At 69.7% G+C, this 26,709-nt stretch carries 18 protein-coding genes; 8 read left to right on the top strand and 10 right to left on the bottom strand.

The features are described 5' to 3' along the window. Positions 1-4 precede the first annotated feature (4 nt). Positions 5-3,073 carry a TonB-dependent receptor domain-containing protein gene (locus WME85_RS52785; RefSeq protein WP_437833415.1) on the top strand — a complete coding sequence of 1,023 codons (3,069 nt, stop codon included), beginning with the start codon at positions 5-7 and terminating at the stop codon, positions 3,071-3,073. 545 nt (positions 3,074-3,618) lie between these two features. Here the strand turns inward: WME85_RS52785 and WME85_RS52780 are convergent. The 5 genes from WME85_RS52780 to WME85_RS52760 form a co-directional block, all read right to left on the bottom strand. Next, positions 3,619-4,206, bottom strand: a complete 588-nt coding sequence (locus WME85_RS52780) for a GNAT family N-acetyltransferase (protein ID WP_437833413.1) — start codon at positions 4,204-4,206, stop codon at positions 3,619-3,621. Positions 4,207-4,511: 305 nt separating this feature from the next. Further along, positions 4,512-5,570 carry a polyamine ABC transporter substrate-binding protein gene (locus WME85_RS52775; protein ID WP_437833410.1) on the bottom strand — a complete coding sequence of 353 codons (1,059 nt, stop codon included), beginning with the start codon at positions 5,568-5,570 and terminating at the stop codon, positions 4,512-4,514. A gap of 129 nt (positions 5,571-5,699) precedes the next feature. Further along, positions 5,700-7,943 (bottom strand): SLC26A/SulP transporter family protein, encoded by a 2,244-nt coding sequence (locus WME85_RS52770; protein WP_437833408.1) that lies wholly within the window; start codon positions 7,941-7,943, stop codon positions 5,700-5,702. A 192-nt stretch (positions 7,944-8,135) separates the two neighbouring features. After that, positions 8,136-11,222, bottom strand: a complete 3,087-nt coding sequence (locus WME85_RS52765; RefSeq protein ID WP_437833407.1) for an AAA family ATPase — start codon at positions 11,220-11,222, stop codon at positions 8,136-8,138. A 397-nt stretch (positions 11,223-11,619) separates the two neighbouring features. Continuing rightward, positions 11,620-13,299, bottom strand: a complete 1,680-nt coding sequence (locus tag WME85_RS52760) for a serine/threonine protein kinase (RefSeq protein ID WP_437833405.1) — start codon at positions 13,297-13,299, stop codon at positions 11,620-11,622. A gap of 516 nt (positions 13,300-13,815) precedes the next feature. Between WME85_RS52760 and WME85_RS52755 the strand changes: the two genes are divergently transcribed. Both WME85_RS52755 and WME85_RS52750 read left to right on the top strand, forming a co-directional pair. Beyond that, on the top strand, positions 13,816-14,943 hold the full coding sequence (locus tag WME85_RS52755; RefSeq protein WP_437306706.1) for a serine/threonine-protein kinase: 1,128 nt from the start codon (positions 13,816-13,818) through the stop codon (positions 14,941-14,943). Positions 14,944-14,970: 27 nt separating this feature from the next. After that, a complete protein-coding gene (locus WME85_RS52750) occupies positions 14,971-15,957 on the top strand; it encodes an NAD(P)H-quinone oxidoreductase (protein ID WP_437833403.1) in 987 nt (328 codons plus the stop codon). 33 nt (positions 15,958-15,990) lie between these two features. On the opposite strand, the gene WME85_RS52745 is transcribed toward WME85_RS52750, so the two are convergent. Continuing rightward, positions 15,991-16,479: a DUF2452 domain-containing protein gene (locus tag WME85_RS52745; RefSeq protein ID WP_437833400.1), complete on the bottom strand. Its 489-nt coding sequence runs from the start codon at positions 16,477-16,479 to the stop codon at positions 15,991-15,993. A 162-nt stretch (positions 16,480-16,641) separates the two neighbouring features. After that, positions 16,642-17,826 carry a hypothetical protein gene (locus tag WME85_RS52740; protein WP_437833398.1) on the bottom strand — a complete coding sequence of 395 codons (1,185 nt, stop codon included), beginning with the start codon at positions 17,824-17,826 and terminating at the stop codon, positions 16,642-16,644. Positions 17,827-18,042: 216 nt separating this feature from the next. On the opposite strand from WME85_RS52740, the gene murA reads away from it, so the two are divergent. The 5 genes from murA (at position 18,043) to sucD (ending at position 23,444) form a co-directional block, all read left to right on the top strand. Then, positions 18,043-19,311: a UDP-N-acetylglucosamine 1-carboxyvinyltransferase gene (gene murA, locus WME85_RS52735; protein ID WP_437306702.1), complete on the top strand. Its 1,269-nt coding sequence runs from the start codon at positions 18,043-18,045 to the stop codon at positions 19,309-19,311. After that, positions 19,308-19,943, top strand: a complete 636-nt coding sequence (gene hisG / locus WME85_RS52730) for an ATP phosphoribosyltransferase (RefSeq protein WP_437306701.1) — start codon at positions 19,308-19,310, stop codon at positions 19,941-19,943. Before murA ends, hisG begins: the two co-directional genes overlap by 4 nt. A gap of 129 nt (positions 19,944-20,072) precedes the next feature. Then, the gene (locus tag WME85_RS52725; RefSeq protein ID WP_437833394.1) at positions 20,073-21,023 is read left to right on the top strand and encodes a hypothetical protein; all 951 of its coding nucleotides are present in this window, start codon (positions 20,073-20,075) and stop codon (positions 21,021-21,023) included. A 230-nt stretch (positions 21,024-21,253) separates the two neighbouring features. Further along, a complete protein-coding gene (sucC, locus tag WME85_RS52720) occupies positions 21,254-22,456 on the top strand; it encodes an ADP-forming succinate--CoA ligase subunit beta (RefSeq protein ID WP_437833391.1) in 1,203 nt (400 codons plus the stop codon). Positions 22,457-22,562: 106 nt separating this feature from the next. Beyond that, entirely contained in the window at positions 22,563-23,444 is an 882-nt protein-coding gene (gene sucD, locus WME85_RS52715) for a succinate--CoA ligase subunit alpha (protein WP_437306698.1), read from the top strand. Positions 23,445-23,524: 80 nt separating this feature from the next. On the opposite strand, the gene WME85_RS52710 is transcribed toward sucD, so the two are convergent. The 3 genes from WME85_RS52710 to WME85_RS52700 all read right to left on the bottom strand — a co-directional run bounded on the left by WME85_RS52710 (position 23,525) and on the right by WME85_RS52700 (position 26,650). Then, the gene (locus tag WME85_RS52710) at positions 23,525-24,565 is read right to left on the bottom strand and encodes an oxidoreductase (RefSeq protein ID WP_437833387.1); all 1,041 of its coding nucleotides are present in this window, start codon (positions 24,563-24,565) and stop codon (positions 23,525-23,527) included. A 61-nt stretch (positions 24,566-24,626) separates the two neighbouring features. After that, positions 24,627-25,358, bottom strand: a complete 732-nt coding sequence (locus WME85_RS52705) for a hypothetical protein (protein WP_437833385.1) — start codon at positions 25,356-25,358, stop codon at positions 24,627-24,629. Beyond that, a complete protein-coding gene (locus WME85_RS52700; protein ID WP_437833383.1) occupies positions 25,355-26,650 on the bottom strand; it encodes an AAA family ATPase in 1,296 nt (431 codons plus the stop codon). The genes WME85_RS52705 and WME85_RS52700 overlap by 4 nt, the downstream gene beginning before the upstream one ends. Positions 26,651-26,709: the final 59 nt, after the last annotated feature.

Genomic DNA, 26,709 nt, shown 5'->3' with positions numbered 1-26,709 from the left:
AAAGATGAGCTTTCGTCGTTCCGCACTCCTACTCATACTCGTTTCACTCCTCACATTCTCCGGTCGGCCTGCCTGGGCGGACGATCTGGCCGATGAGGCCGATCTTCACTTCAGGATTGCCACGGAGCGTTATTCGGCGCGCGACTACCGGGGCGCCCTGGAGCACTTCCTGGTGTCGAACCGGCTCGTCCCGAACCGGAACGTCATCTTCAACATCGCCCGAACGTACGAGGCGCTCCAGGAGTACCCGGACGCGTTCCGCTACTACGTCCAGGCGCTCGAGCTCGAGCCCAACGCGGCCCGCAGGCCCGCGATCGAGGAGGCGCTCGCGCGTATCCGGCCCAACGTCGCCGTCATCAACGTGACGACGGACCCGCCCGGAGCGACGGTGTACATCAACCGTCGCGATCTCGGCGGTCGCGGCAACACGCCCCGCCTCCTCGGCTTCCAGCCTGGCAAGCACAAGATCATCGTCGACCTCGAGGGATACGAGCCGGCGGAGGTCGAGAACGTCGAGGCGAAGATCGGCGAGCAGACGAACGTCGCCGTGAAGCTCAAGCGCATCGTCGGCACGGTGCGTGTCGTCGGTGAGACGACGGGCACGGCGGTGAGGGTCAACGACGCGAGCGGGCCGGTGGCGTGCACCGCGCCGTGTGACCTCACGCTGCCTCCTGGCCGTCATCGCCTCTACCTGTCGCAGGAGGGTTATCAGCCGTCGGAGCAGGACGTGAACGTCGCGGCCGGGACGACGGTGCCGGCGCGCTACCGCCTGAACCCGCTCACCGGCAGCCTCGTGGTCAACGCGGACGAGCGCGACGCGCTCGTGGAGGTCGACGGCAAGCCGATGGGCTTCACGCCGGCGGTCCTCAACGTGCAGAGCGGCAAGCGCCGGGTGCGCGTCTCGCTGCGCGGCTTCCGCCCGGTCGAGCAGGCCGCGGACGTCGTCGCGGGCCAGCAGACCCGGATCGACATTTCGCTCCGGCAGCTCGAGGAGGTCGAGGCCGCGTCTCGTTCGACGGAGGCCGTCGAGGACGCCCCCGGCTCGGTCACCATCATCCCCGGGCAGGAGCTGCGCGCGATGGGTTATCCCACGGTCGCGGAGGCGTTGAGGGGCACGCGCGGCGTCTTCACGACGTACGACGGCGCGTACACCTTCGGCGGCGTCCGCGGGATCAACCTGCCGGGCGACTTCGGCAACCGCATGCTGACGCTCCTCAACGGGCACTCGATGAACGACAACTGGGTGAACCTGTCGTACTTCGACTACCTGGCCCGGACCGACCTGGAGGACGTGGAGCGGATCGAGGTCGTGCGAGGTCCCGGCTCGGTGCTCTACGGTACGGGCGCCTTCTCCGGCGTCGTCAACGTCGTGACCAAGGGGCGCCCGACGGCGACCAGCGTGGGCCTCGGCGTGGGCACGGCCGAGAACTCACTGATCCGGGGGCGCGGGTCGTTCCAGCTGCCGCTCGGGCGCGACTCGGGCGTCTGGATGTCGGTCGGCGCCGCGCGCAGCCTGGGGCGCGACTACTACTTCGGCGACTACAGGAACGACCCGTCGAGCCCCAACTTCGACGGGTACGCCCGCGACACAGACCAGTTCAACGTGGGCACGTTCCAGGGGCGGCTCTGGTTGAAGTCGCTGTCGGTGCAGGCGTACCTGAACTCCCGCTGGAAGACGCTCCCGAACGGCGTGGCCAAGACCCAGCTGGGCGTCGATGAGACGTACTATCGAGACACCCGTGGGTTCATCGAGGCTTCGCTGTCGCCGCGCTTCGGGGACAAGCTGGCGACGCTCACCCGTGCGAGCTTGAACGTGTACAACTTCCGCGACAGGCTCTGGCTCGATCCGACGGTCTTTTCGGTGCAGGAGTACTATGATGAGGAAGAGTTCAACGGCATGTGGCTGCTGGCGGAGCAGCGGGTCGAGTTCAGCCCGATCCCGCAGCTGAAGATCACCGCTGGCGCCGAGGCACAGCTGCACTTCCAGGCCACGCAGCGCGGCCAGGAGACGATCTGCCTCGATGGTTCCTGCGACAAGTTCGTCTACTTGCCGCTGCCGGATCTGAGCCATCTGCCGAATCAAGATCCAAACAGTGAGGAGTATCAGGAGGCGCTGAATGCGGAGCTCTCGCGACTGGACCGAGAGGACGAGCGCCCTTACCAGATCTTCGCCGGGTATGCGCTCGTCGACATCACCCCGTCGGAGCGGCTCCGCATCTCCGCAGGCTCTCGCTTCGACTACTACTCGACGTTCGGGGAGATCGTGCCGAGCCCTCGGGTCGCGATCATCGCCAAGCCCTACGAGCAGGGAAACCTGAAGATCACCGGCGGCCGCGCGTTCCGCGCGCCGTCAATCCAGGAGATGTTCTACGGGTACGCATATAAAGATGGGACAAATCTGGAGCAGGGGTATACCGAGCTCTACAAAACGGTCGCCGAAAACCTCAAGCCAGAACAGGTCTGGTCGGGAGAGATCGAGTTCACGCACCGGCTCTCCTCGACGGTATCGGTGCTCGGCGCCGGGTACGTGAACCACCTCGCCGACCTGATCTTCCAGCAGGGAACTCAGACGGCCGACGACAAGACGCGCTACGAGAACACCGACGTTCCGATCCTGGTCGTCGGCGGCGAGGTCGAGCTGCGCCGCGAGTGGCGCCAGGGCTGGATGGCCTCGGCCTCGTACTCCTACGCGAAGGCGCAGTACCTGGAGGACAGCGGCGTGAACCAGCTGCGCAAGGTCCCGAACTCGCCGGAGCACATGGGGTCGGCCCGCGGCGCGGTGCCGCTCTTCGGCAAGGCGGTCGTCCTGGCGTCGCGCTTGACGGTCGAGGGGCCGAGGTACGACCGTAACGTCCGGGAGGACCCCCTGCTTCCTCAGACCAAGACCGAGCCGGCCGTGATCTGGGACATCGTCCTCTCCGGGCAGGTGGATGTCGGTGGTCTCCGCTACAACGTCGGCGTCTACAACGTCGGTGACTGGCGCTGGACGGCCCCCACGGCCGCGCAGTACACCATCGCCAAGTTCCCGCAGAACGGCCGTACGTTCCTCGCCTCGCTCAACATGAGCCTCTGAGGAACGCGGGCGCTGGTCCCGCCAGCCGCCCGACGCGCGATGACGCCCCTCCCGTTCCACGGAGGGGCGTCGTCTTTTTGTCTCCCTGCGTCGTGCCCGTTAGCCCGGGCACAGCAGCCCCCGAGCGGCGCCGCCCCGGCGGTCAGATCCTGCGCTCGTCAACGCTCGTCAACGCGGCACGAACCAACGATGGCCGGGCCCCGACAAGGCCAGCGCAGCTGCTCCCACAACGCTCCCATTCACAAACGGTAAGCGCCCGTGGAGGGTGGTCGTGGCGCGGGGTGGGGGATGGGCTGATGTCTGAGCCCAAATGACGTCATGCCTCCGGCGTGCTGTGCACGCCGGAGGCATGACGTCCCAGGCGAGTTCTGCCCATCCCCCGCCCCGCGCCACGGCCACCCTCCACGGGCGCCGTCCCCCCTCCGCCCCGCGCCACGGCCACCCTCCACGGGCGCCGTCCCCCCTCCGCCCCGCGCCACGGCCACCCTCCACGGGCGCCGTCCACCTCCGACGAGCTCACGATCCCGCGAGCCGGAGCAACCCCGTTACTTGTTGTAGGGCCGCTGCGCCGGCTTGGGGCTGAACATCGTACACAGGATCGTGTCGTAGAACTTGCCCTGGAAGAAGTAGTTCTCCCGGAGGTACCCTTCTCGCTTGAAGCCGAGCCGCTCGGCGACCCTGAGCGAGGGCCCGTGCCCGGGGTCGATGCCCGCCTCGATCGTGTGCAGGTCGAGCTGCTCGAACCCGAACCCCACGATCGCGCGCAGCGCCTCGGTCATGTACCCCTTGCCGCTGGCGGTGCGCGCCTGCTCGTAGGTGATCTCCGCGCGGTAGTGGTACGGCAGGAAGCGGAAGAACCCCGCGGCGCCGATCAGGTGGTGCTCCGCGCCCCGGACGCTGATGCCCCAGCGCAGCTGCGAGCCCTCCTGATGCGCACGCTTCAGGTTGACGATCATCTTCCTCGTGTCGGCGACCGTCCTGTGGACGGGGGCGCCCCACAGCCGCAGCCACTCATCGTCCGAGCAAACGGCGAACAAGGCTTCAGCGTCAGACTCCGTGATCTCACGCAGGATCAGACGCTCTGTCTCGATGCGGGGATGCACAGCGAATGGAAGATCGACAAGGCTGCTCATCAGGGGGTTCTCCCAGGTATAGAGCCGAGCCTACCATCGTTCCGCCACGCAATGCGGGAATCTGGCATGTGTGCGTCCAGATTGTGCGGATCGCGCGCGGCGTCGCGCCGAGCGCCTCCCCCCCCCGGGGGAATGACGCGAGATCCGGCGGTCGCGGCAGAGCCCGCACGCCGCCGGAAGCGGCGGTCAGACAGTCAACTTCACAGAGAGTATGTGTCAGTGCACGTGGGCACAGGTGCTTCCCTGCGCCTGACGTCGCGCGTCGCGCTCCCATGGATCGCCGAAGAAGGCCGCCGAGGAGAGCGTCACTGCGACTTCACTTCCGTCCACACCTCGTCGAACACCTTGGCTGCCTCGCCGAGGTCGCGGTGGTGCTCGAGCCGATCGGACACCTCCTTGGTCGGGTAGATGAGCGTGTTCGTCCGATCCTGCTCGGGCAGCTTGCCCTGCGCGGCGGCGTTCGGCGACGCGTACTTGGTGTACATCGAGAGCTGCGCGCCGCCCTCCGGCGTGAGCACGTGATTGATGAACTTGTGCGCCAGCTCGGGGTGAGGCGCCTTTGCCGCGATCGTCATCACGTCGACCCAGATGACGGAGCCTTCCTTGGGGATCACGAAGGCGAGGCGCTCCTTGTCCTGCTCGATCGCCTTCTGGGCATCCCCGTTCCAGACGACCGCCATGTCGACGGAGCCCGCCCTCACGTCCTCCATCGCGCCCACGCCGCCCTTGAAGCCGAGGCACTTCGGCTGCTTCTTGACCTCCTTGAGGACGCGGCCCGCCTCGCGGATCTCGTTCGCGTTCGTCGTGTTGCTCGAGAAGCCCTTGTACTTGAGCACCGAGCCCAGCATGTCGCGCTGCTCGTCGAGCAGCACGAACGTCCCCGCCAGCTTCTGGGGATCGAGCAGCGAGGACCACGAGGGCTCGAGGTTCGGCAGCTTCTTCTTGTTGTAGACGATGCCGACGGTGCCCCACTGGTACGGCACGCCGTGCTTGTTGTTGTCGTCGAACCCGGCCCCGGAGAAGCGCGGCTCCAGGTTCTTGAGGTTCGGGATCTGCGCGTGATCCAGCGGCCTGACGAGCCCACGCCGCACCATCCTGGGGAGGATCTGGCTGGCCATGATCACGACGTCGTACTGGCTCTCCGCGCCCGCGTAGGCCAGCTTGCTCTCCATCTCCTCGGTGGAGTCATACCTGGTCAGCCGCACCTGCGCCTTCGTCTGAACCTCGAAGTCCTTGATGATCTTCTCGTCGATGTAGTCCGGGAAGATCAGCAGGTTCAGCTCGCCTACTTCGGCGGGCGCGGCTGGTTTGGCGGCGGTGCCAGACTCCTGCCCCGCCGGCGCGGGGTCCTTCTTGCAAGCCATAAGCGAAAGGACCCCCAGCAGCATCGAAACCAGCACCAGGGGTCTACGTCTGTATTGCATCAGTCAGTCCTTTCTCCTGCTTGTTCAAGGCATCTTGCGGGAACGCGGCGTGCTCGGACGTTCTTCGCTCTAGTTGAACAATGATTTGACAGGACCAGTCGAGTGAACGATTCTGCGCGCAAGCAACGTAACCACGAAGTGATGGAACGCAGCCGCTAGCTCGGGAGCCTCGGCGGTGAGCCGCAGCAGCGCGTCCTCCGATAGCCGGTAGAGCGTGGCCTGGCGGCTCGCCGTCACGGTCGCCGAACGTTTCTCGCCCATGTAGAGACCAGATTCCCCGACCACCGATCCTGGTCCCATGGTGCGGAGCCGCTTTATCTTCTTCCCGTCAATTTCAAGCCATGCTGTCAGCTCACCGCTCTCGATGAGGTAAAGGTCCTTGGACACGTCCCCTTGCCGGAACAGGTCGAACCCCGAGGGGGCCTCGACGCGCTCCAGGTAGCCAAGAAAGCGGAGCATCTCCGGCCTGCCGTTGAAGACGTCCTGGAGATCGTAGAAGAGCATGGGCGGCGGCAGCATGCTCGGGGGCGCCTCCTGGATGATCTCGTTCTCACACGCCTCGAGGCCGCGGTCGATGTCCGGGTAGATCCGGCACAGGTCGTCGTTCTCGATCACGACCTCGCCGCGCTCGAGGTGGTTCCTGATGTCCGCCGGGACCTCGGTGAGGATCAGCTTCACGCCGTGCGCCTTCGCGAGCCGCCGGAGCCGGAGGAAGCTGGCGATGGCCGAGGAGTCGAGCCCGTTCACGTGCCGGAAGTCGAGGAGCAGATACCGAATCTCGCCGTCCGTGCTCTGGATGCGCTGCTGCGCGCTCGTGAGGAGGTTGTACGCCGTCCCGAAGAAGACATAGCCCTGGAGCTGGAGGATGTACAACTGCTTGGCGCGCTCCATCAGCGTCATCTCCTCGCCGTCGCTGCGGGCCACGTTGCTGCGCAGGTGCAGGCCGGAAATGGCGTTGCGGATGACCTCGATGCGGCTGTAGCTGAGCGCGAACAGGATGAGCGACACGCCGAGCCCCACCGCGACCCCCCGGAGGAAGTCCGAGACCGCCACGACGAGGAGGATGAGCACCACGACCATGTACTCGGTCCGGCGCAGCCGGAAGTAGCCCTCGTACAGCGTGTTGATCAGGAAGTGGAAGCCCAGGTACGCGACCAGGCCCCCGAGCACGGGGCGCGGGTAGTAGCTGATCGCGTCGGCGCCGATGATGAGCACGAGCGCGCTGATCGACGCCGCGAAGAGGCCGGCGAGCCGGGTGTTCGCGCCGGTCTTGAAGTTCATCGACGACTCGGGCATCGACATGTACCCGACGACGCCCCCGAAGATGCTGCCGATGATGTTGGCGACCCCGGTGGCCCGCAGCTCCCGATCGAGGTCGATCTCCTGCTCGGTGGCGAGCTCCACGCCGGACGCGCTGAGGAGCACGGTGATGGCCGCCATGACCGTGACGGCCACCATGTTGCCGCCGCCCTCGCTGAGCAGGACGCTCCAGTTCACCTTCTGGAGATCCGACGCCATGACGGGGGGCCAGAGCCCTTCGCGCGGGAACGGCCCGAGCAGCCACCCGTCCGAGAACGCCTGTGCGACGCTGGAGTTGGAGATGTAGAGGATGAAATAGAAGACGATCGTCGACCCGAGGAGCAGGATCGGCAGGAGCAGGAGGTTCGTGTAACGCCGGAGGAGCGCCACGAGGAGCAGGCCGAACAGGAGGCCCGTGAGGCACTTGTCCAGCGACGTCGTGTAGAGCAGGCGCATCGTGTCCAACGTGACGGGCTGGTTGGACATGACCGACAGGGACCCCTTGACCAGCAGCCAGCCAGCGCCCGCGAGGAAGCCGCCCGCCACGGGATAGGGGATGAAGCGGACGAGGACGCCGAGGCGGAGCAGCCCGAGCAGCAGGAAGAAGCCGCCGGCGACCACCGACGTGAGCGCGATCGCGACGATCACCGTCGGAAACGCGTCCGCGTTCGGGTCGATCTTGTGGACGCCGACCGCGATCGCCGTGGCCATCGAGGCGAAAATGACGGCGGCGTCCTCCTGCGGCGCGGCGATGACGGGCCGGAACGAGCTGAGGAGGGCGACGATCACGCCGACGATCACGGAGCTGATCAGGAAGATGCCGATGCCCTTCGACAGGCGATCCGCGAAGTCGTGCGTGAACACGAGCGCGGCGAGAGAGATGTCGAAGGTGACGACCAGCGTCCCCGAAACGCCAGCGGCCAGGAGCGCCTGGACCAGCTTGAGCCGCTTCGCCGTCCCGAGCTGCTCCTGGCGCACCGGCTCCGCAACGTCCCCTGCTTCCTGCTGTGTCATGCTCTTGAGCGACCTCTCGGACGATGTGGCGAAATCCGCGCTGCTCCGGGGTCCGAGGCGCGCTAGCGCCGCCCCCCGGGCGAGCCGAGCATAGCGATTCTGCCGCCGGGCAGGTATGCGGCAGCGACGATCGCGACGACGATGACGTTCACATCGCGGCGTGCGGGGGGCGCTCCGGCCCCCCGCGCCGGCTCAGGAGGCGCCCAGCTCACGCTCGATCGCGGCGGCCTGCTCCTGCAGAGCCTCCGCCTCGCCGAGATGGCCGCTCAGCCGGTGCAGCTTCGCGAACTCCGCGAGGAGCCTCGCCTCCTCGCGCCGGTTGCCGATCTGCCGCTCGATCGCGATCGCGCGGTGGTAGAGCGTTCGCGCGGTATCGTAACGGCCCTGCACGGCGTAGGCCATCCCGAGGCTCGCCAGCGTGAGCCCCTCGGTCGGAAGGTTGCCCGCCTCACGCGCGGCGCGCAGCCCCTCTTCCCAGTACGTGCGCGCGTCGTCGGGCTGCTGCATCGCCCAGTGCGTGCGGCCGAGGCCGAGGAAGCCGAGCGCCTCGGACGCGCGATCGCCCAGCTTCTGCGCGTCCGTGAGCACGCGGATGTGCTCCTGCCGCGCCTCCTGGTACCGGTTCCTCGCCTCGAGGACGTCGCGCGCGAACTCGTAACGCACGATCACGCTCTCGGGCGTGGGCTCCGGCGAGAGCTTGAAGTAGACGCGGTAGAGCCGCGTCGCCTCCTCGTGCGCGTAGCGCGCGGCCGCCTTGCGCGCGCCCGCGAGGAAGTAGCGGCGCGCGTGATCGACCTTGCCCGCGCGCCGCCAGTGACGGCCGAGCGCCACGAGCTGGTCCTCGAGGTCGTCGCCGTACAGGCTCTCGATCGCCTCGGCGGCGAGGCGGTGGAGCTCCTGCAGGCGCGCGCGGGACTGCATCTCGTAGGCCGCGTTGCGGAGCAGCGCGTTGCTGAACTGGAAGCGCCGCTCCGTCATCTGCGACCAGATGCACTGCGCCTCGCCGATGCGCACGTGCTCCTCGAGGACGGAGGCGTCGGGGAGCATCAGCGCGAGCACGCGCAGGTCGAACTCGCGACCGAGGACGGCCGCGGCGACGATCGTCTGCTTCACCTTCGCGTCGAGCCGGTCGAGCCGCGAGATCAGCAGGCTGTTCACGTTCTTCGGCGGCATGAACGTGTTCGAGATCGAGATGGAGCTCGAGCTCGAGCCGTAGCGCCCGTCCTCGAGCCAGTAGGCGAGGATCTCCTGCGCGAAGAACGGGTTGCCGCCCGCCGTCTCGCAGAGGAGCGTCGCGAGCATGTCCGGCATCGGCCCGCCGAAGAACGGGACCGCGAGGGCGAGGAGCTGCTCGCGCGGCAGCGGCTTCAGCTCGATCACCTTCTCGGAGATGCCCGGGTCGAGCGGGATGCGCACCGGGGTGCCGTCGTCCTTGCGCCGCGTCGTGCAGATGATGGCGATGGGCAGCCCCCTGCACGCGCGCGCGATGACGCGCACCGCCTCGAGCGAGTCCTCGTCGGCCCAGTGCGCGTCCTCGAGGTGGAGGATCACCGGCTGGAGCGACGCCTCGGCGAGGAACACGAAGCTGAGCGCCGAGAGCGTGCTCGTGTACCGGAGCTTCGGGTGCAGCCGCTCGTACGGCGAGTCCTCCCAGCGGATGCCGATGAGCGCGGCGAACACCGAGCGCGCGCGGTCGAGCTCGCGCTTCAGCGCGCCCTGGCTCTCGGGCAGCCGCTCGAGGAGGTACTCGAACGCGTCGTCGAAGTTCGTGAGCTTCTCTTCCTTGCCGAGCGCGGAGGACTCCCAGAAGTACTCCTTCAGCGCGAACTCGAACGCGTTGAGCGAGCTCTGGAGCGTCTGATCACAGCGCGCGTCGATCCACAGGAAGGGACGGTCGGCCTGGTGCTCCTCGCACCGGTGGCGGAAGCGCTGCACGAGGTAGCTCTTGCCGAGCCCCGGCTCGCCGTCGATGTAGATGATCCCGGCCGGCTTGCCCTCGAAGATCGGCCCGACGTAGCGCGCGAGCAACTCGATCTCCGCCTCGCGGCCGATGAGGCCGAGGTCGTAGAACTCCTTCTGGACCGAGATGCGGCGGCGCTCCAGCGAGTAGACGAGGATGGGCAGGTCGAAGCCCTTGAACCGGAAGATGTTCTCCGTCGTCCACTGGTAGCTCGTCTCGCCGGCGCGGAAGACCTGCTCGTCGGCCCAGATCGCCGACCACGGGGCCTTCGCGACGAGGCGCGCGGCGAGGTTCGTCGCGCGGCCGATGCACGCGAACTCGTGCCGCTCGGTGCCGCCGTTGAAGCCGGCGTAGCGGACGTCGCGCGTGATGCCCGCGCGGAGGCGCATCTGCCGGAGGCCGCGCTTCTTCAGCTCCAGCGCGAAGTCGAGCGCGCGATCGTTGTCGTTCTCGTGCGTGATCGGCGCGCCGAAGTGGATCAGCGCGGCGATGCCGAGATCGCCCGCGTCGATGCCCGTGAACGTGCCGCCGTAGAGCTCCGAGAGCTCGTGCAGCAGGCGCGTGAGCTCCGCGAAGCTCGGGATCTGCTCGAACGAGAGGAAGACGCTCGTGACGTTGCGGAACTCGCCCTCCGGCGGCATGTCGGCGACGCCCCTCGCCACGAACGCGGTGCCCTCGCCGCGCGGCGGATTGCGCGGGACCTGCGGCATCCTGGGCGCCGGCACGTCGCCGAGCTTGTAGACGCCCTCGCCGTGGTACTTCGCGCTCGCGGGCGGGATGCGATCGCAGAGCGCGCGGTCGAGGAGGATGTCCCCCTTCTGCGCTTGCCGCTCGATCGCGACGCACGCGGCGAGCGCCTGCCCGTGGAAGTGGTAGTACGCGCGCTCCGGGGAGATGCGGACGATGCCCCACTCGACCGAGCCCCACGCGAGCCCCATCCGGAACGAGAACGGGAAGCTGCCGAACGGCGTGTCGCGCTCGGGGTGCTCCGCGAACAGGTCGCGCATCGACAGCGCCGCGCCGAGCACGTACTCGGCGACCTTGCGGTCCGGCGTGTCCTGGAACAGCGCCGTGAACGCGTCGCCCGCGAAGTTCGTGATGAAGCCTCCGGCGTGGTGGACCGCGGCGATGAGCGGGTCGAAGTAGTACCGGAGCGTGCCCGCGAGCGTCTCCGCGCCCGCGCGCCCGTGCTGCATCAGCTTCTCCGTGAGCTCGGTGAAGCCGGGGATGTCGATCATCAGCACCGCCCCCGTGAAGCTGCCCTCGGTGTTGCCGAGAGCGTCTTGCTGGATGATGAAGTCGGGGACGAGCGGGTTCATTTCCTTGCTCCTCAGCAACGGATCCCGCTTGGAATCGGCCTGGGAAGCGCGTCTGCGGGAGGCAGAGCCTGGAGTCTACTGCCGGCGGGAACAGATGAATACCGGGATCTTCGATCGGCGACGCTGTCGATGTTCGCGCCCCGGTCGCCCATACGCTGCGCGGCCTGGGCCTGGCGCCGCGCGGGATGGTGAGCGTGCGCGCGTTCCGCAGAGCGCGGCACATCGGCCACATCGGGCACATCGGCCACATCGGCCACGTTGGCGCCTCGCAGGCGGCCGTCCGCGGGGGCGAGCCAGGAACAAGGCGCCACCGCGTCGGCCGGGACATCCGCCCAGAGCGGGCGCGCGGCGTGGACAGACGGGAGCGCGGCGAGGAGAGGTGCGGGGCGCTGGAGGATCATCGTTCGATCTGGATATCCAGCGGCCGGGCGGGAGGGGGAGAGGGCGGCGGCGAGTCGGCGGGGGGCGTCGGCCTCGAGGTCGGCCGCCCGTAATAGGGCCGAGCCGCCGGAGCCGCCGGGGCCGCCGGGGTCGCCGTCGGCGCAGCCGGCGTGCTCGTCGGTGCGGCCGCCGCCTGCTTCGTGAGCGTGGCCACCAGACGCACCGACTGGTCCGAGGGGCCCTGGACGATCGAGTACGGCTCGTACCCCTCGTGCCGCACGGTCAGCCGGCGCGGGTTCGCGCGCACCGAGCTGTTCGTGATCGAGAGCTGGAGCGGCGTGTTGCCGAGGGGCTTGCCGTCTTCCAGGACCTCGGCGCCGGACGGCATGGACTCGACCATCAGCACGAACGACCCGACGTCCGCGGGCGCCGGGGCGACCTGCGGCTTGTCCGGCGCCGGGGCGGCGGTCGGCGCCGGCTCGCTCGGGCGCATCTGCGACATCGCGATCCCGATGCCCGCAACAGCGAGGACCCCGGCCGCGACGAGCACGATGCCCTTGCGGCCCTGCGGCGCCGCGTCGGCCGGGCGCGAGGCGGCGCCGAGCGACGCGTCGTCCACCTGCGAGGCCGCGCCGGACGCCGACGACGGGGGCGAGGGGCTCGCGGGGATCGCCGTCATCACGCGCACGGGCGGCATCGGCGTCGGCATCCGGCCGGTGCCGCCGGAGTCCATGGTCACGAGGCCCGTCGAGCCGAACGCCGGGGACAGGCCCATCGCCTGCGCGCACTCGCCGAGGCCGCGGATGAAGGCCTCCATGTTGGCCGGACGGCCGTCCGGCTCCTTCGACAGGCAGCGCAGCACGAACGCCTCGAGCGGCTCGGGCACGTCGGCCTCCGGGTTGCGCTCGCGCATCCGCGGGACGGGCTGCTGCAGGTGGGCGATCAGGATCTGGACCGAGTTCTGCGCCTCGAACGGGACCTTCCCGCAGAGCATCTGATAGACGATCACGCCCAGCGAGTAGACGTCGGTCCGGAGATCGACCTTGCCGTGGGAGATCTGCTCCGGCGACATGAAGCGCGGGGAGCCGAGGAACGAGCCCTGCTGCGTGAGCTCCTCCGAGTCGTCCGCGAGCACCTTGACGAGACCGAAGTCGAGGATCTTGACGAGCTCGCCGGTGTCCTCGCCGGGGACGAGCATGACGTTCGACGGCTTCAGATCGCGGTGCACGACGCCGTGCTTGTGCGCCTCGCGCAGCCCGCGCGCGATCTGCCGGGCGACGCCCATCGCGTCGGGCGCCGACAGGCGGCCGGCCTTGCGCAGCCGCCGGAAGAGCGTCTCGCCCTCGAGGAACTCCATCGCCATGAAGTACCGCTCGGGCTCCATGTTCTCGACTCGGCCGTAATCGAAGACCGTGACGATGTTCGGGTGCTGGAGCCTGGCGAGGATGCTCGCCTCGAGGAAGAAGCGCTTATGAAAGTTGGGGTCGATCTGATTCGAGGAGTTGGTGGGGGTCAGAACCTTGATGGCGACCTGGCGCTCGAGCGCGATCTGCTCTCCGCGGTAGATGACCCCCATGCCGCCCGTCGCGAGGAGGGAGTGGATCTTGAACTTCTGATTCAAGACCTTTCCCAGCAGCGGATCGGACTCACCGCTGGCCGACGAGGCACCGTCCGAAAGCTTCTCCGCCGTGCTCATGGCCTCTGTCTCTTTCCCCTTCCCATCCCGCTGGCCCCCACTGCTGGCAGTCGGGGAAAGCGTACCCCGATCCCGTCGCGCGCCTGCCTTCGTTCGACTTACGTTCTGACCTACGTCTCGCTTACGTTCTGACCCACGTCTCGCTTACGTCCGGCCTACGTCTGGCTCACGTTCCTTGACGTTTCTTGTCAATTTTTTTGCAAACTCCGGGACCTGCCGCGCTCGCGACACCGCCCGAGCTCGTCGGTCTGCTCTTCCGGACTGGCTGCGGCACGTTGAGCTCAGCCTACCGTAAGCCGCGAGCCGATCCAACCCAGCTGCTGAAGTTGACATCCGTTGGCTACCCGACCGCACGCTGTGGGCGTGTGCCCCCGGCCGGGACGCTGGGTCCCTGAACGAGCTTGCTGCATGGGCGGATGTACCCGTACTCTGACCGGGTCCCCGATGCCGCCGCAGCACTTTATCCGATGCCAGGCGTGCGGGTTGCCGCACCCGTCGGACACCGAAAGGTGCCCGGTGCACGGCACGGCGCTCACGCCCAGCGTCGCCCCGCCCTCCTCGACGCGGGTGCCGCCGACGAGCAGGGGCGAGTCGGTGTGGCCGGTGGACGGCCCGCTGCCGCCCGATATCGATCCCGATCAGCCGCGGCCGACGAAGGAGGCGCCCCTCGTCGGCCGGCTCCTGCACGACCGCTACCGCATCCTCGGCGTCATCGCGAAGGGCGGCATGGGGATGGTCTACGACGCCATCCACATCGGCCTGCGGCGCCGGGTCGCGATCAAGACGCTCCGCGCCCAGTACGCGCAGAGCAAGACGGCGATCGCCCGCTTCCACAACGAGGCCGCGGTCGCGGGCCGGTTCGGCCACCCGAACATCGTCGAGGTGTACGATCTCGGCGTGCTCGAGGACGGGACGCCCTACCTCGTGATGGAGCGCCTGGAGGGCGAGACCATCACCGAGCGGCTCGGGCGAGAGCGCCCCATGCCCATGTCCGTCGTGCTGGACGTGGCCGTGCAGGTGCTCAGCGCGCTGATCGTCACGCACGCCGAGGGCATCCTCCACCGCGATCTCAAGCCGGACAACATCTGCCTCGTCGGCGGCGATCGCGGCCCGCTCACCGTCAAGGTGCTCGACTTCGGCGTCGCCGAGGCGTTCAACAACGGGTCGGGGCCGTCGATCCTCGTCTCGACGGGCGCGGCGGGGAGCCACGCGGTGGCCGGCACCCCTGCGTTCATGGCGCCGGAGCAGGCGCAGGGGGTCCGCGATCTCGACGCGCGCGCGGACCTCTACTCCGTGGGCATGCTGCTCTACGTGATGCTCACCGGACAGCTGCCGTTCAAGGCGCCGACGCCGGCGGCCCTGCTCGCGGAGATCCAGCGCGTCAAGCCGATCCGCCCGCGCATGCTGCGCCCCGAGGTCCCCCACTCGCTGGACGTCGTGACGATGCGCGCGCTCGCGCTCGACCGCGAGGAGCGCTTCCCGAGCGCGGCCTCGATGCTGGACGCGCTCGAGCAGGTGCAGATCGAGGCGGCGATCGGCGGCGGCGCGCCGCCGGAGCCCACGGGCGAGCCCGCCGATCCGGACTCGGAGAAGGTGGAGTATTTCTACCGGAAGAGCGTCCTGCCGCCGCCCATGGAAGAGTGAGCGGCACGCTCCGGTAGGGAGCCAACGATGCGAGCAGTCGTCATTCGCGAGCCAGGCGGTCCTGAGGTCCTCGAGGTGCGCGAGGTGGAAGCGCCCGACGTGCCCGAGGGGCACGTGCGCGTGGCCGTCCGCTTCGCCGGGGTGAACCGCGCCGATCTGCTGCAGCGGCTCGGCATGTACCCCGCGCCGCCGGGCGCGCCGCCGGACGTGCCGGGGCTCGAGTACGCGGGCGTGATCGAGGCCGCGGGGAAGGGCGCGCGCCGCTTCGCGCCGGGCGATCGCGTCTTCGGCCTGGTGCCGGGCGGCGCCTACGCCGAGCGGATCGTCGCCCACGAGCGCGAGGTCGCGCCGGTGCCGGAAGGGCTCTCCGACGAGGAGGCGGGGGCGGTCCCGGAGGCGTTCGTGACCGCCTACGACGCGCTCGTGACGCGCGCCCGGCTCGCCCCCGGCGAGCGCGTGCTCGTCCACGCGGTCGGCAGCGGCGTCGGGACGGCCGGCCTCCAGATCGCGCGCGCGCTCGGGTGCTTCGTCGCCGGGACGTCGCGCACGCAGGACAAGCTGGACCGCTGCCGGGAGCTCGGGCTCGACGCCGGCATCGTGGCGTCGGGCGGGAAGTTCGCGGACGAGGTGCTGAAGGCGACGCGCGGCGCCGGGGTCGACGCGGTGCTCGATCTCGTCGGCGGCGCGTACGTCAACGAGGACCTCAAGGCGTGCGCGGCGCGGGCCCGCATCGCGCTGGTCGGGCTGACGGCCGGCGGCGCCGCGGAGCTCGACCTGCGCGAGCTGCTGCGCAAGCGCGTCGAGCTGATCGGCACCGTGCTCCGCTCGCGCCCCCTCGAGGAGAAGATCGCGGCGGCGCAGGTGCTCGAGCGGAACATCTCTCCGTGGCTCGCGCGCCGCGCGGTGCGGCCGATCGTCGACCGGGTCTTCCCGCTCGGCGAGGCAGCCGCAGCGCACAGTTACGTGGCCAGCAACGCCTCGTTCGGGAAGGTGCTGCTCCGGCTCGACGCGTGAGGGGCGCGTGCGCGTGAACGATCGACGACGGCGTCACTCACCGCGGCCGAGGAGCCGCGCGAGCGCGCCGGCCTCGGCGTCGTGGGCCGCGGCCTCGTCGGCCGGCGTCCACGACATGTCGAGCTCCAGCCGGTACGAGCCCTCGAACGCGTGCGGCGGCGCGCCGCCCCACTCCTCGGGCGAGAGCATCGAGAGGTAGCGGACGCCGTCGCCGCGCCGGTAGAGGTGGTAGACGTGGCCGGGCCGCTTCTTGAAATTGCACGCCGCCCGGTGCAGCTCGCTGTCGCGCTGCGCGGCCTCGAGGACCTGGCGCGCCTGCTCCTGCAGCGCCCGGATCTGCCGGGCGATCTGCGCGAGCTTGCCGCCGGTGACCGCGCCGAGCAGCGCGTCGGCCTGCTGGATCTCGCGCGCCACGTCGACCAGCTCGTGCGGCGCGGAGAGCCGGCTCAGGGGATAGGGCGAGGTGCTGGCGGGACCGTCGTGGCGGCCGGCGCCGTGCTTCGTGTAGCCGTCGTCGCTCATGCGGAGACCCGGAGCTTAGTGCAGCGCGCCGCCGCGCTGTAGCGGCGACGGCGCCGGAAGGCCGTTCCGGCCGGCTCGGGCGACCGCCGCGGCGGGCTCGTCGGCGCGTCCGCCGGCGCGTCCGCTATCGCCGGGGTCGCCGGGGCGCCGCCCCGACGGCCGTCACGGGTCGGGGCACCCGTCCTCGTCGGCGACGCCGTCCTCGTCCTCCGCCTGCGCGGGGCAGCGGTCCTCGTCGTCGACGACGCCGTCCTCGTCGTTGTCCCCCTCGGGGCACCCGTCGTCGTCCTGGAAGCCGTCGCGATCCTCCGCGAGCTCGCTGCACTGGTCGGCCTCGTCGTCGACGCCGTCGCCGTCGACGTCGTGGACGCGCGGGGACCAGGCGACCGAGAGGACGGCGCGCAGCGGCGTGGTGCCGACGCCGCCGATCAGCGCGGTGCCCACGCCGCCGAGGAGCGACACGTCGCCGAGCGCGTAGCGCGCCGCGAGGCCGAGCTCCAGCGCGGCCATCTCCTGGCGCTCGAACGGCGCGACGGGGGCGAGCGGCAGGTGGCCGTGCGCCTCCAGGAAGAACGTCGCGCGCCCCTCCGGGTCGATGCCCAGGATCTGCGGCCGGAACGAGAGGCCGAGGCCGAAGGGGAGCTCGTGGCCGAACACCGTGGGGCACGGGTCGACGCCGCGAGGATCGATCGGGGTCGCCTGGCACGCGAAGCGGGCCTGGCTGCCGCGGAGCTTGAGCCCGGCCGCGAGGTGCGCGCCGAACGCGATCAGCCGGTACTCGGCGAGGAGCCTGAGCTCGTTCGTGACGCTCCCCTCGCCCACGAACGACGCCTCGTCGCCCGTGGGCAGCGTGAAGCGGTTGTGCAGCGCGAGCGCGAGCCCGCCGAGATCGCCGCCGGTGGGCTGCAGCAGCGTCAGCTTGCCGACGAGGCCGAGGTCGCCGATCGCCTGCGCCGGGACCCACGTCTCGCCGAGCACCCGCGTGGCGTCGGACGTCGGCTCGTCGCCGGTCTGGTACGCGACGACGGGCAGCGTGAGCCCCACGAGGAGGCGCCGCGCGATGCCGACGCCCGCCGCGAGATCGGCGCTGACCTGGTGGCGGATGACGTCGAAGTGGACCGCGGCCGACCCCGGATCGCGGAGCACGATGGGGCGATAGGCGTACGAGGCCCAGAGGCTCGCGCTCCACTCGCCGGTGTCCGGGGTCGCGGCGGGCTCCAGGTAGACGCCGGCCCCGGGGTCGATCGAGGCGCGGAACCCGCGGAGATCCGCCGAGGGCTGGGCGGCGGCGAGCGAGGCGACGGAGGCGGCGAGCAGCGAGGACAGGGCGATGGCGCTCGGTCGCATGGCCAGACGAGACTAATCCAGCGCAGCGAAAAGTGGGGGCCCGTCGTCCGCGCCGCGCCGATGGCCGGCGCGGCGCGGACGACGGCCAACGCCCCGCGCCGGCCGCCAGCGCTGGGCGGACGTCGACGGAGGGCGCCGGCGCGACGGCCGGCCGTGACGGAGCGCGCGGATGCCCGAAACATCGCGTTCCGCTGCGGGTTGTGCGATAGCGGGGGCATGGACTCCATCCGGATCCGGGGCGGGAAGCCGCTGTCCGGCAAGATCCGCGTCAGCGGCGCGAAGAACGCGGCGCTGCCGATCCTCTGCGCGACGCTGCTCTCCGACGGCGAGAGCCTGCTGCGCAACGTGCCCGCGCTGCGCGACATCGACACGACCTCGGCGCTGCTCCGCTTCCTCGGCCGCAACGTCGAGACAGCGCCGCCGATCGTCAAGGTCGGGGCCGGCGACAACGTGCGGCCCGAGGCCCCGTACGAGCTCGTCAAGCAGATGCGGGCGAGCGTCATGGTCCTCGGCCCGCTCCTCGCGCGCTTCGGCCGCGCCAAGGTGTCGCTCCCCGGCGGCTGTCAGATCGGGACGCGGCCGGTGGACCAGCACCTCAAGGGCCTCGAGGCGCTCGGCGCGACGATCCGGCTGTCGCGCGGCTACATCGTCGCCGAGTGCAAGCGGCTGCGCGGCGCCGAGGTCGTGTTCGACCTGCCGACCGTGACCGGCACCGAGAACCTGATGATGGCCGCCGCGCTCGCCAAGGGGCGGACCACGCTGGTGAACTGCGCGCGCGAGCCGGAGGTCGAGGAGCTCGGCCGGGTGCTCAACAAGATGGGCGCGCGCGTGAGCGGCGCCGGCACGGACGTCATCCACATCGAGGGCGCGGACGAGCTGGAGCCGTTCGACCACGCGATCATCTCCGACCGGATCGAGGCCGGCACGTACATGGTCGCGGCGGCCGCGGCCGGCGGCGACGTGCTGATCGAGAACGCGCCGCTCGAGGACCTCGAGGCGGTCGCGGCCAAGCTGCGCCAGGCGGGCGTCGAGGTGGGCCGCGAGGGCGACTGCGTGCGCGTCCGCCGCGAGGGGCGGCCGCTGCGCGCCGTCGACGTCACCACCGCGCCGCACCCGGGCTTCCCGACCGACATGCAGGCGCAGTTCATGGTCCTGATGTGCCTCGCGCAGGGCACGTCGCGGATCGTGGAGACGATCTTCGAGAACCGCTTCATGCACGTGCCCGAGCTCTCGCGCATGGGGGCGCACATCGACGTGGACGGCCACACGGCGCACGTCCACGGCGGCGCGCCGCTGTCGGGCGCGACCGTGATGGCGACGGATCTGCGCGCGAGCGCCTCGCTCGTCATCGCCGGGCTGGTGGCGACCGAGGGCGAGACCGAGGTGCTGCGCGTCTACCACCTGGATCGCGGCTACGAGTTCATGGAGCGCAAGCTCGCGCAGCTCGGCGCCGACACGGTCCGCGTCGAGGGGCGGGCCGGATGAAGAAGCCGCTCACCATCGCGGTGCCCAAGGGCCGGATCCTGAAGGACCTGATCCCGCTCATCCAGCGCGCCGGCCTCGACAGCACGCCGCTCCAGGAGAACGACCGCCGCCTGGTCCGACCGACGGCGGACGGCGCCTTCCAGTACGTGTTCCTGAAGCCGGACGACGTGCCCACGTACGTCGAGTACGGCGCCGCGGATCTCGGGGTCTCGGGCCGGGACACGCTGCTCGAGCGCCGCCACGACCTCTACACGCCGCTCGATCTCGGGATCGGCCGCTGCCGCCTCGTCGTGGCGGGGCCGGAGGAGACGCCGATCCCGGATCTGCCGCGCGTCGCCACGAAGTACCCGCGGATCGCCGGGGACCACTTCGCGAGCAAGGGCGTGGTGGCGGAGATCATCCCCGTCCACGGGTCGGTGGAGCTCGCGCCGCTCGTCGGGCTCTCTCACCTCATCGTCGATATCGTCGAGACGGGCGCCACGCTGCGCGAGAACCGCCTCGAGGTGCTCGAGACGGTGACCGAGGTGAGCACGCTGCTCATCGCGAACCGCGCTTCGTACAAGCTGCGGAGCGACGATGTCCGCCCGCTGGTCGAGCGGCTGCGGGCCGCGACGGCCAGCGTGCAGCGGTGAGCGACCCCGCGCTCGCCATCGCCGCTCGCTGATCGAGGAAAGACGCGACCGGAGACGCCACCGGAGACCGGAGAGGAGGCCCCGCTGCTATCGCTATTCGCCGCGCTGCCGGCCGACATCGACACGTGGGTGGGAGGTGGGACCAGCGTCGTCGCGGGCGTCCACCGCGACCCGCCGGGGACCCACCGCCTCGACGCCTTCGCGCAGGCCGAGGTCGGGCTCCGGATCGCGAGCGACTCGCTCTACTTCCGGCTCGATCTCGACATGCAGGCCGCCTCGGCGCCGCTCGGCCTGCCGGCGTTCGGCCTGCCGGCGTTCGTCTACCCCGAGTGGTCCTTGCCGGCGCCGGAGCTCAAGATCGGCCCTCCCGAGTGGGCGATGCTCCAGATCGGCCGGGAGGATTACCACCTCCGGCTCGGCATCATCACGCACGCGATTGGCATCGAGGACTGGGACAACTGGGTCAACTACTTCCCGACGTACTCGACGATGATCAGCACCGTGCCGGGCCGGATGCTCGGCGTGGAGCCAGGGCTCGTGCTCGGCGAAGGGTACGAGGTCAACGTGTTCGGCGGCTTCGACCTCGACGTCAACGCGCCGACGTTCGGCGCCGGCCTGACCACCATGCAGGCGCTCTGGTCGACCTGGTCGGGCGTCGCGTTCTACCCGACGATCGACTTCTACTCGGCGGTCGTCGCCCTGGAGCTCTATCCGGCCGAGGCGCTGACCGTGTCGATCGACGGCAGCGTGGGGCTGGTCGGCTTGCCGGACGAGGCCGGGGCGACGAAGCTGAAGCCGTGGGTCGGAGGCGAGTTCATCGCCAACATCCTTCCGACGATGGCAATCCATCCGCTCGTTCGAGTCCAGGGTCTCCACGAGCCCGGGGGCGCGCTCTCGGCGTTCCTCTTCGCGCCGCAGCCGAGCCTCTCCGCGAGCGCCGGGCTCACCTATTCGCCGTTCGACGAGCTCAAGATCAGCCTCGAAGGCAAGGCTTCCCGGGTCGAGGACGACATCCTTCCCGGCCTCTTCGCCCTGGTGGCCCTCCGCCGGCCCGAGCCGCCGCCTTACGCCGCCAAGTGACGAGACCACGGCGCGGAAGGTTTCGTATGTTTCCAGGAATCATCCGGGTTGGCTCCGTTGGGCCCGGAAGAGCGCGCCGGACCGTGACCGACCGTGACCGACCGTAACCAAGCGTTACCGATCGTTACGATCATTCCCTGAGCGGCTACGCCCCCCACGCCCGCGACGCCGTCGCCCCTCTTTCGCGTCTAGCCCGGGCTCGCCCTTGTGATAGGGTGGCGGCCCCTCTCATGAAAATCCACGAGTATCAAGGCAAGCAGGTCTTCGCCCGCTACGGGGTACCGGTACCGAAAGGGGAGCCCGCTTTCCAGGCGAGCGAGGTGGCGCCGATCGCCGAGCGGCTGATCGCCCAGACCGGCACCCCGGTCACCGTCGTGAAGGCGCAGATCCACGCGGGTGGGCGCGGCAAGGGCGGCGGGGTCAAGGTCGCGAAGGGCGGCAGCGCCGAGGCGACCGCGCTCGCCGAGAAGATCCTCGGCATGCAGCTCGTCACCAAGCAGACGGGCCCCGAGGGGCAGAAGGTCCGCCGGCTCTACATCGAGCAGGGCCTCGACATCGCGCGCGAGCTCTACTTCGCGATGCTCGTCGATCGCGAGCGCCGCCGCATCGCGGTGATCGCGTCGACCGAGGGCGGCATGGACATCGAGGAGGTGGCCCACAGCACGCCGGAGAAGATCTACAAGCTCTTCATCGATCCGGTGCTCGGCCTCGCCCCGTACCAGGGGCGGCAGCTCGCGATCGCGCTCGGGCTCACCGCGAAGGAGACGCAGCGCCAGTTCCTCAAGCTCGTGGCCTCGCTCTACGCGTGCTTCACCGCGGAGGACTGCTCGCTGCTCGAGATCAACCCGCTCGTCGTGACCGGCGCCGGAGACGTCTTCGCGCTCGACGCGAAGGTCAGCTTCGACGACAACGCCGAGTTCCGCCACCCCGAGTGGAACGCGCTGCGCGACGTCGACGAGGAGGACCCGGTCGAGCTCCAGGCGAAGCGGTCCGGGCTCTCGTACGTGTCGCTCGACGGCGACATCGGCTGCCTCGTGAACGGCGCCGGGCTCGCGATGGCGACGATGGATATCATCCTCCATTACGGCGGCAGGCCGGCGAACTTCCTCGATGTCGGCGGCGGCGCCTCGCAGGAGCAGGTGAAGACCGCGTTCCAGATCATCCTGCAGAGCGAGCGGGTCCGCGGCATCTTCGTGAACATCTTCGGCGGGATCATGCGCTGCGACGTCGTGGCGGGCGGGGTCATCGCCGCCGCGAAGGAGCTCGGGCTCAAGGTGCCTCTCGTGGTGCGTCTCGAGGGCACCAACGTCGAGGCCGGCCGCAAGCTGCTCGACGAGAGCGGCCTGACCATCCAGTCGGCGAGCTCCATGGCCGACGGCGCGCAGAAGATCGTCGCCGCCACGCGCGGCGGCAAGGCCCAACCCGGCGCCTAGGCGCCCGCGAGCACCGAGCCCCGAACCCAGTTGAGCAGCGAGCGACCGGCGACAGCCGAGCTCCTGTCCACGTCGAAGTCCACGTCGAAGGTAGAGTAATCAAGCGATGAGCATCCTCGTCAACAAGGACACGCGGGTCGTCTTCCAGGGCATCACGGGCGCCTACGGCTCGCAGCACGCCCGCGCCTGCATCGAGTACGGGACGAAGGTCGTCGCCGGCGTGACGCCCGGCCGCGGCGGCCAGCGCTTCGAGGACAAGGTGCCGATCTTCGACACGGTCGAGCAGGCCGTGCGCAACGAGGGCGCCGATGTCTCGTGCATCTTCGTGCCGCCGGTCGGCGCCGCGGACGCGATCACCGAGGCCATCGACGCCGGGTGCAAGCTCGTCATCTGCATCACCGACGGCGTGCCGGTGCTCGACATGGTGCGCGTGCGTCGCTTCCTCGAGGGCAAGCCGGCGCGCCTCATCGGGCCGAACTGTCCCGGCGTGATCACGCCGGGCGAGTGCAAGATCGGGATCATGCCGGGCCACATCCACAAGAAGGGCCACATCGGCGTCCTCTCCCGCTCGGGCACGCTGACCTACGAGGCGGTCGGCCAGCTGACCGCGCTCGGCATCGGCCAGTCGAGCTGCGTGGGCATCGGCGGCGATCCGGTCGGCGGCATGGACTTCATCGACGTGCTCGAGCTCTTCAACCAGGATCCCGACACGCACGGGGTCGTGCTGATCGGCGAGATCGGCGGGACGGCCGAGCAGCGCGCGGCGGCGTGGATCAAGCAGAACATGAAGAAGCCGGTGGCCGCGTTCATCGCGGGCCGCGCGGCGCCTCCGGGCAAGCGCATGGGCCACGCCGGCGCGATCATCGCGGGCGGCGAGGGCACGGCGGCCGAGAAGATCGCGGCGCTCGAGGCGGCGGGCGCCAAGGTGGCCGCCACGCCGGCCGAGATGGGCGTCGCGATGCAGGCGGCGCTCGCCGCGGCACGTTGAGCCGCGCGCTGATCCTTCCCGCAACGATGTGACGATGTGAAGCAGCGCCGCCGCCTCGCAGAGAGGCGGCGGCGCCCGGTTCAGTCATCCAGCGTGATCGTCCGCCGCTCGGCCGCGCTCCGCATCGCGGCCTCGATGATGCGGATCACGTCGCGCGCCTCCTCGGCGCGCACGGGCGGCGGCGCTCCGTCGAGGATCGCCGCGGCGATGCCCTCGTAGTAGGCCTCGTACGCGCCGGGCAGGGTCTCGATCGTGCGGCGCTCGCCGTCGGCGGTGACCAGCGTGCCGAACCAGCGCGGGTCCTCGCGCCCCCACTCCGGCGTGCCCGGGCGCTTGCCCGCCTTGAGGGCGTCCTCCTGGCCGTCGATCCCGTGCTTGAGGAAGCTCCCGCCGTCGCCGTGGACCGCGAAGCGCGGGCCCGGCTCGCGCGTCAGCGTCGAGGAGCGCACGATGACCCGCCGCCTGCCGTGGTCGAGCGTGAGGTGGAAGTAGTCGACGGCGCGCGCCGCGGACCGCTGCGTCAGGAGGTCGGCGGTGACCGCGCGCGGCGGGCCGAAGAGCACGAGGGCCTGGTCGATGAGGTGCGCGCCGAGGTCGTAGAGGATGCCCGAGCCCGGCGAGTCCTGCTCTCGCCAGCCTTGCTTGATGGCGGGGCGGAAGCGGTCGAAGTGCGCCTCGTACGAGGCCACCTCGCCGAGCAGGCCCTGCTCGACGCAGCGGCGCACGGTGAGGAAGTCGGCGTCCCAGCGGCGGTTCTGGAACACGGAGAGGAGCCGGCCCCGGCGCGCGGCGAGCGCGATGAGCTCGTCCGCCTCGGCGCTCGTGATCGTGAACGGCTTGTCGACGACCACGTGCTTGCCCGCCTCGAGCGCCGCGCGCGCGAGCGGGAAATGGGTCTCGTTGGGCGAGGCGATGACCACGAGGTCGATCCCGGGCTCGGCGATCAGCACCTCGGGGGTCGGGTGCACGGCGACGCCCGAGTGGTCGGCCATGACCTGCCCCTCCCGGCGGGTCGCGATGGCGGCCAGGCGCAGCCGAGGGATGGCCCGGATCAGCGGGGCGTGGAAGACGGCGCCGGCGAGGCCGTAGCCGATGAGGCCGACATAGACGCGCTGGGACATGGCAGGACGGGCTCGCTGGCGACGCTAGCCCGAAGAGATGCGCGGGGGAAGGGCCGGGCGCTCAGCCTCGCACGCGCCGCCGGTCAGGCCGCCGGAGCGCCGCGTCGACCGCCTCGGCCAGCCCTGGAGCCCTGCGGCGCAAGCCCTTCAGGGTGAGGTCCTCTTCGAGGAACCATCGCCAATGCGTCTGCTCGTCGGCGATCGTCGCCGGATCGAGATCTTCCAGGCGACGTTGCACGGCCCTTCCGATCAGCGGAGCTTTCCTCGCGAGCCATGAGAGCGTGACCTCTCCGTTGAGGAATTCGTCGTACCACGACTGGCGTTGCTCGAGGATGGCGTCATCGTCCTGCAAACGTAGCTTCTTCAGCGTGAAGCGGGCACGATCTCGCTGATTGATGGGGATTTGCTCCTCGATCATCACGAGCTCGAGCGAAGGGAGGGGGATCTCGAACCAGCCGTCCTCGATCTCGAAGGGGTCGAGCACGCGGTCGTTCCACGTCCCCTTCCGGCTGTTCATCTCTCCGGACGCGAACCGATAGTTGTCCCACTCGTATGCCTTCTCCGGGTGCGTGGAGCGGCTCAGGTAGTGATCGACCGTGCCCCGGCGGGTCCACATCGCCGAGTACCCGCAGCGGTTCTTGAACCCGTCAGCGAGGGGATGCGCCATCGAGCGCCAGAGAGCCGGCATGGCCTCCGGCTGCGCGTCAGGATGCTGGGCGAGGCAGGCGTTGCCCGGCGACCGCACCTGCTCGTCGAAGCTCGCAGGCTCCGGAAGGTGTTCGATCCGGATCACGTCCCGCGCTCCTCGACGAAGGCCAGCCACCGTGGCCAGAACGGATCTTGATCGGCGAGCGTGTCGTGCAGCGCGCGGTCGACCTCCTCGCATGTTCGGGCGCGTCGAGGCTCCTCCCCGCGCATGAGCGCGCTCGCGTCGTCGATCGCCTGCTCCGCTTCGACCGAGCGCGCGCGGTGAAGGTTGAACGCTGGCGACGTGAGCCAACGGGAAGCGTCGCCGAAGCGCGCCCAGGGCACCTCTCGCAGCGATATGGCGCGGGCTTCGAGCTCGAACACGAAGAGCTTGTCCCGCTCGGAATCAAAGTGGGGCTCGAGCGAGGCGAGGACCATCGGCGCGTGCGTGGTGATGTGCGCCTGGACGTCCATCGATGGAGCGAGGGCAGCGAGCACCCTGAGCAGCGCAGGAGCGATGCGACGCTGCCACTCCGGGTGAAGGTGGTTCTCAATCTCGTCCACGAGGAAGACGAGCTCGCTCACGGGCTCCTGCTTCAGCAGGCGGCTCGCCTCGACGTGCTCGTGCCACGCCCATACGATCAGGTACGCAAGGCTGATGATGCGGCGCATCCCGGCGGAAGCATGGATGACGGGCACCTCACCGTAGCCGGTATCGATGGTGGGAAATTCTCGCGTGTCGTCCACGAAGAGGCGGACCGGCTTGCCCGCGAGGATCGTCTCGGCGCCGCCCCGTGGGTTGGGGGACAGCTGCTCGAGGGTCTCACAGAGGTGCTGAAATGCTCGCCCGCCTTGCGTCTCGGGCTTCTTCTCCTGCCAGCTCACCCAGTCGCGGATGAGACCATTGCAGATGGTCTTCCCCTGATGCAGTTTGCCATTCATGATCTCTTCGGGATCGAAGAAATACGCTGGCTGGCGTCGCGCTCTGTCGGCGTTGGCGTGCAGAGAGGTCTGCCCTGATCCTCGCGGTCGCTTGTAGTCCTCCGGATCGAGGTTTCGAGCTGGATCCCACAAGGCGAAGGACCCATCCGCCCGCGCATAGAGCACGATCGCGCGAGCCCGCACGCCGGCCGTGCTCCACTCCTGGGACTCGAAGCGGAACCGCGACGTGTTGCCGGTGCCGTCGTCCATTCGATAGGATATCTTGGGTTCTTTTGCTCCGCCCAGCGGCCACGCCGGGCTCCCTGCCCAGCTACCCGACAGCGCCCACCAGATCACGTCGAGCACGAAGCTCTTGCCGAGGCCGTTGTCCCCCGTCATCACGTTGAGCCGCCGGCCGAACTCCAGGCGCAGCGCCGGGGCTGGGCCGACTTCCACGAGTTCCAGAGCGCGCAGCATGACGCTGTTCCTGTACCAGAACGTCGAGCCGGCGCCCAACCGTCGACGTGCAGAGACAC

The organism is Sorangium sp. So ce1153, assembly GCF_051521595.1.
GTDB lineage: Bacteria > Myxococcota_A > Polyangia > Polyangiales > Polyangiaceae > Sorangium.
Note: the sequence above shows the minus strand (reverse complement) of the source record. Positions and strands in the feature narration are given on the sequence as shown.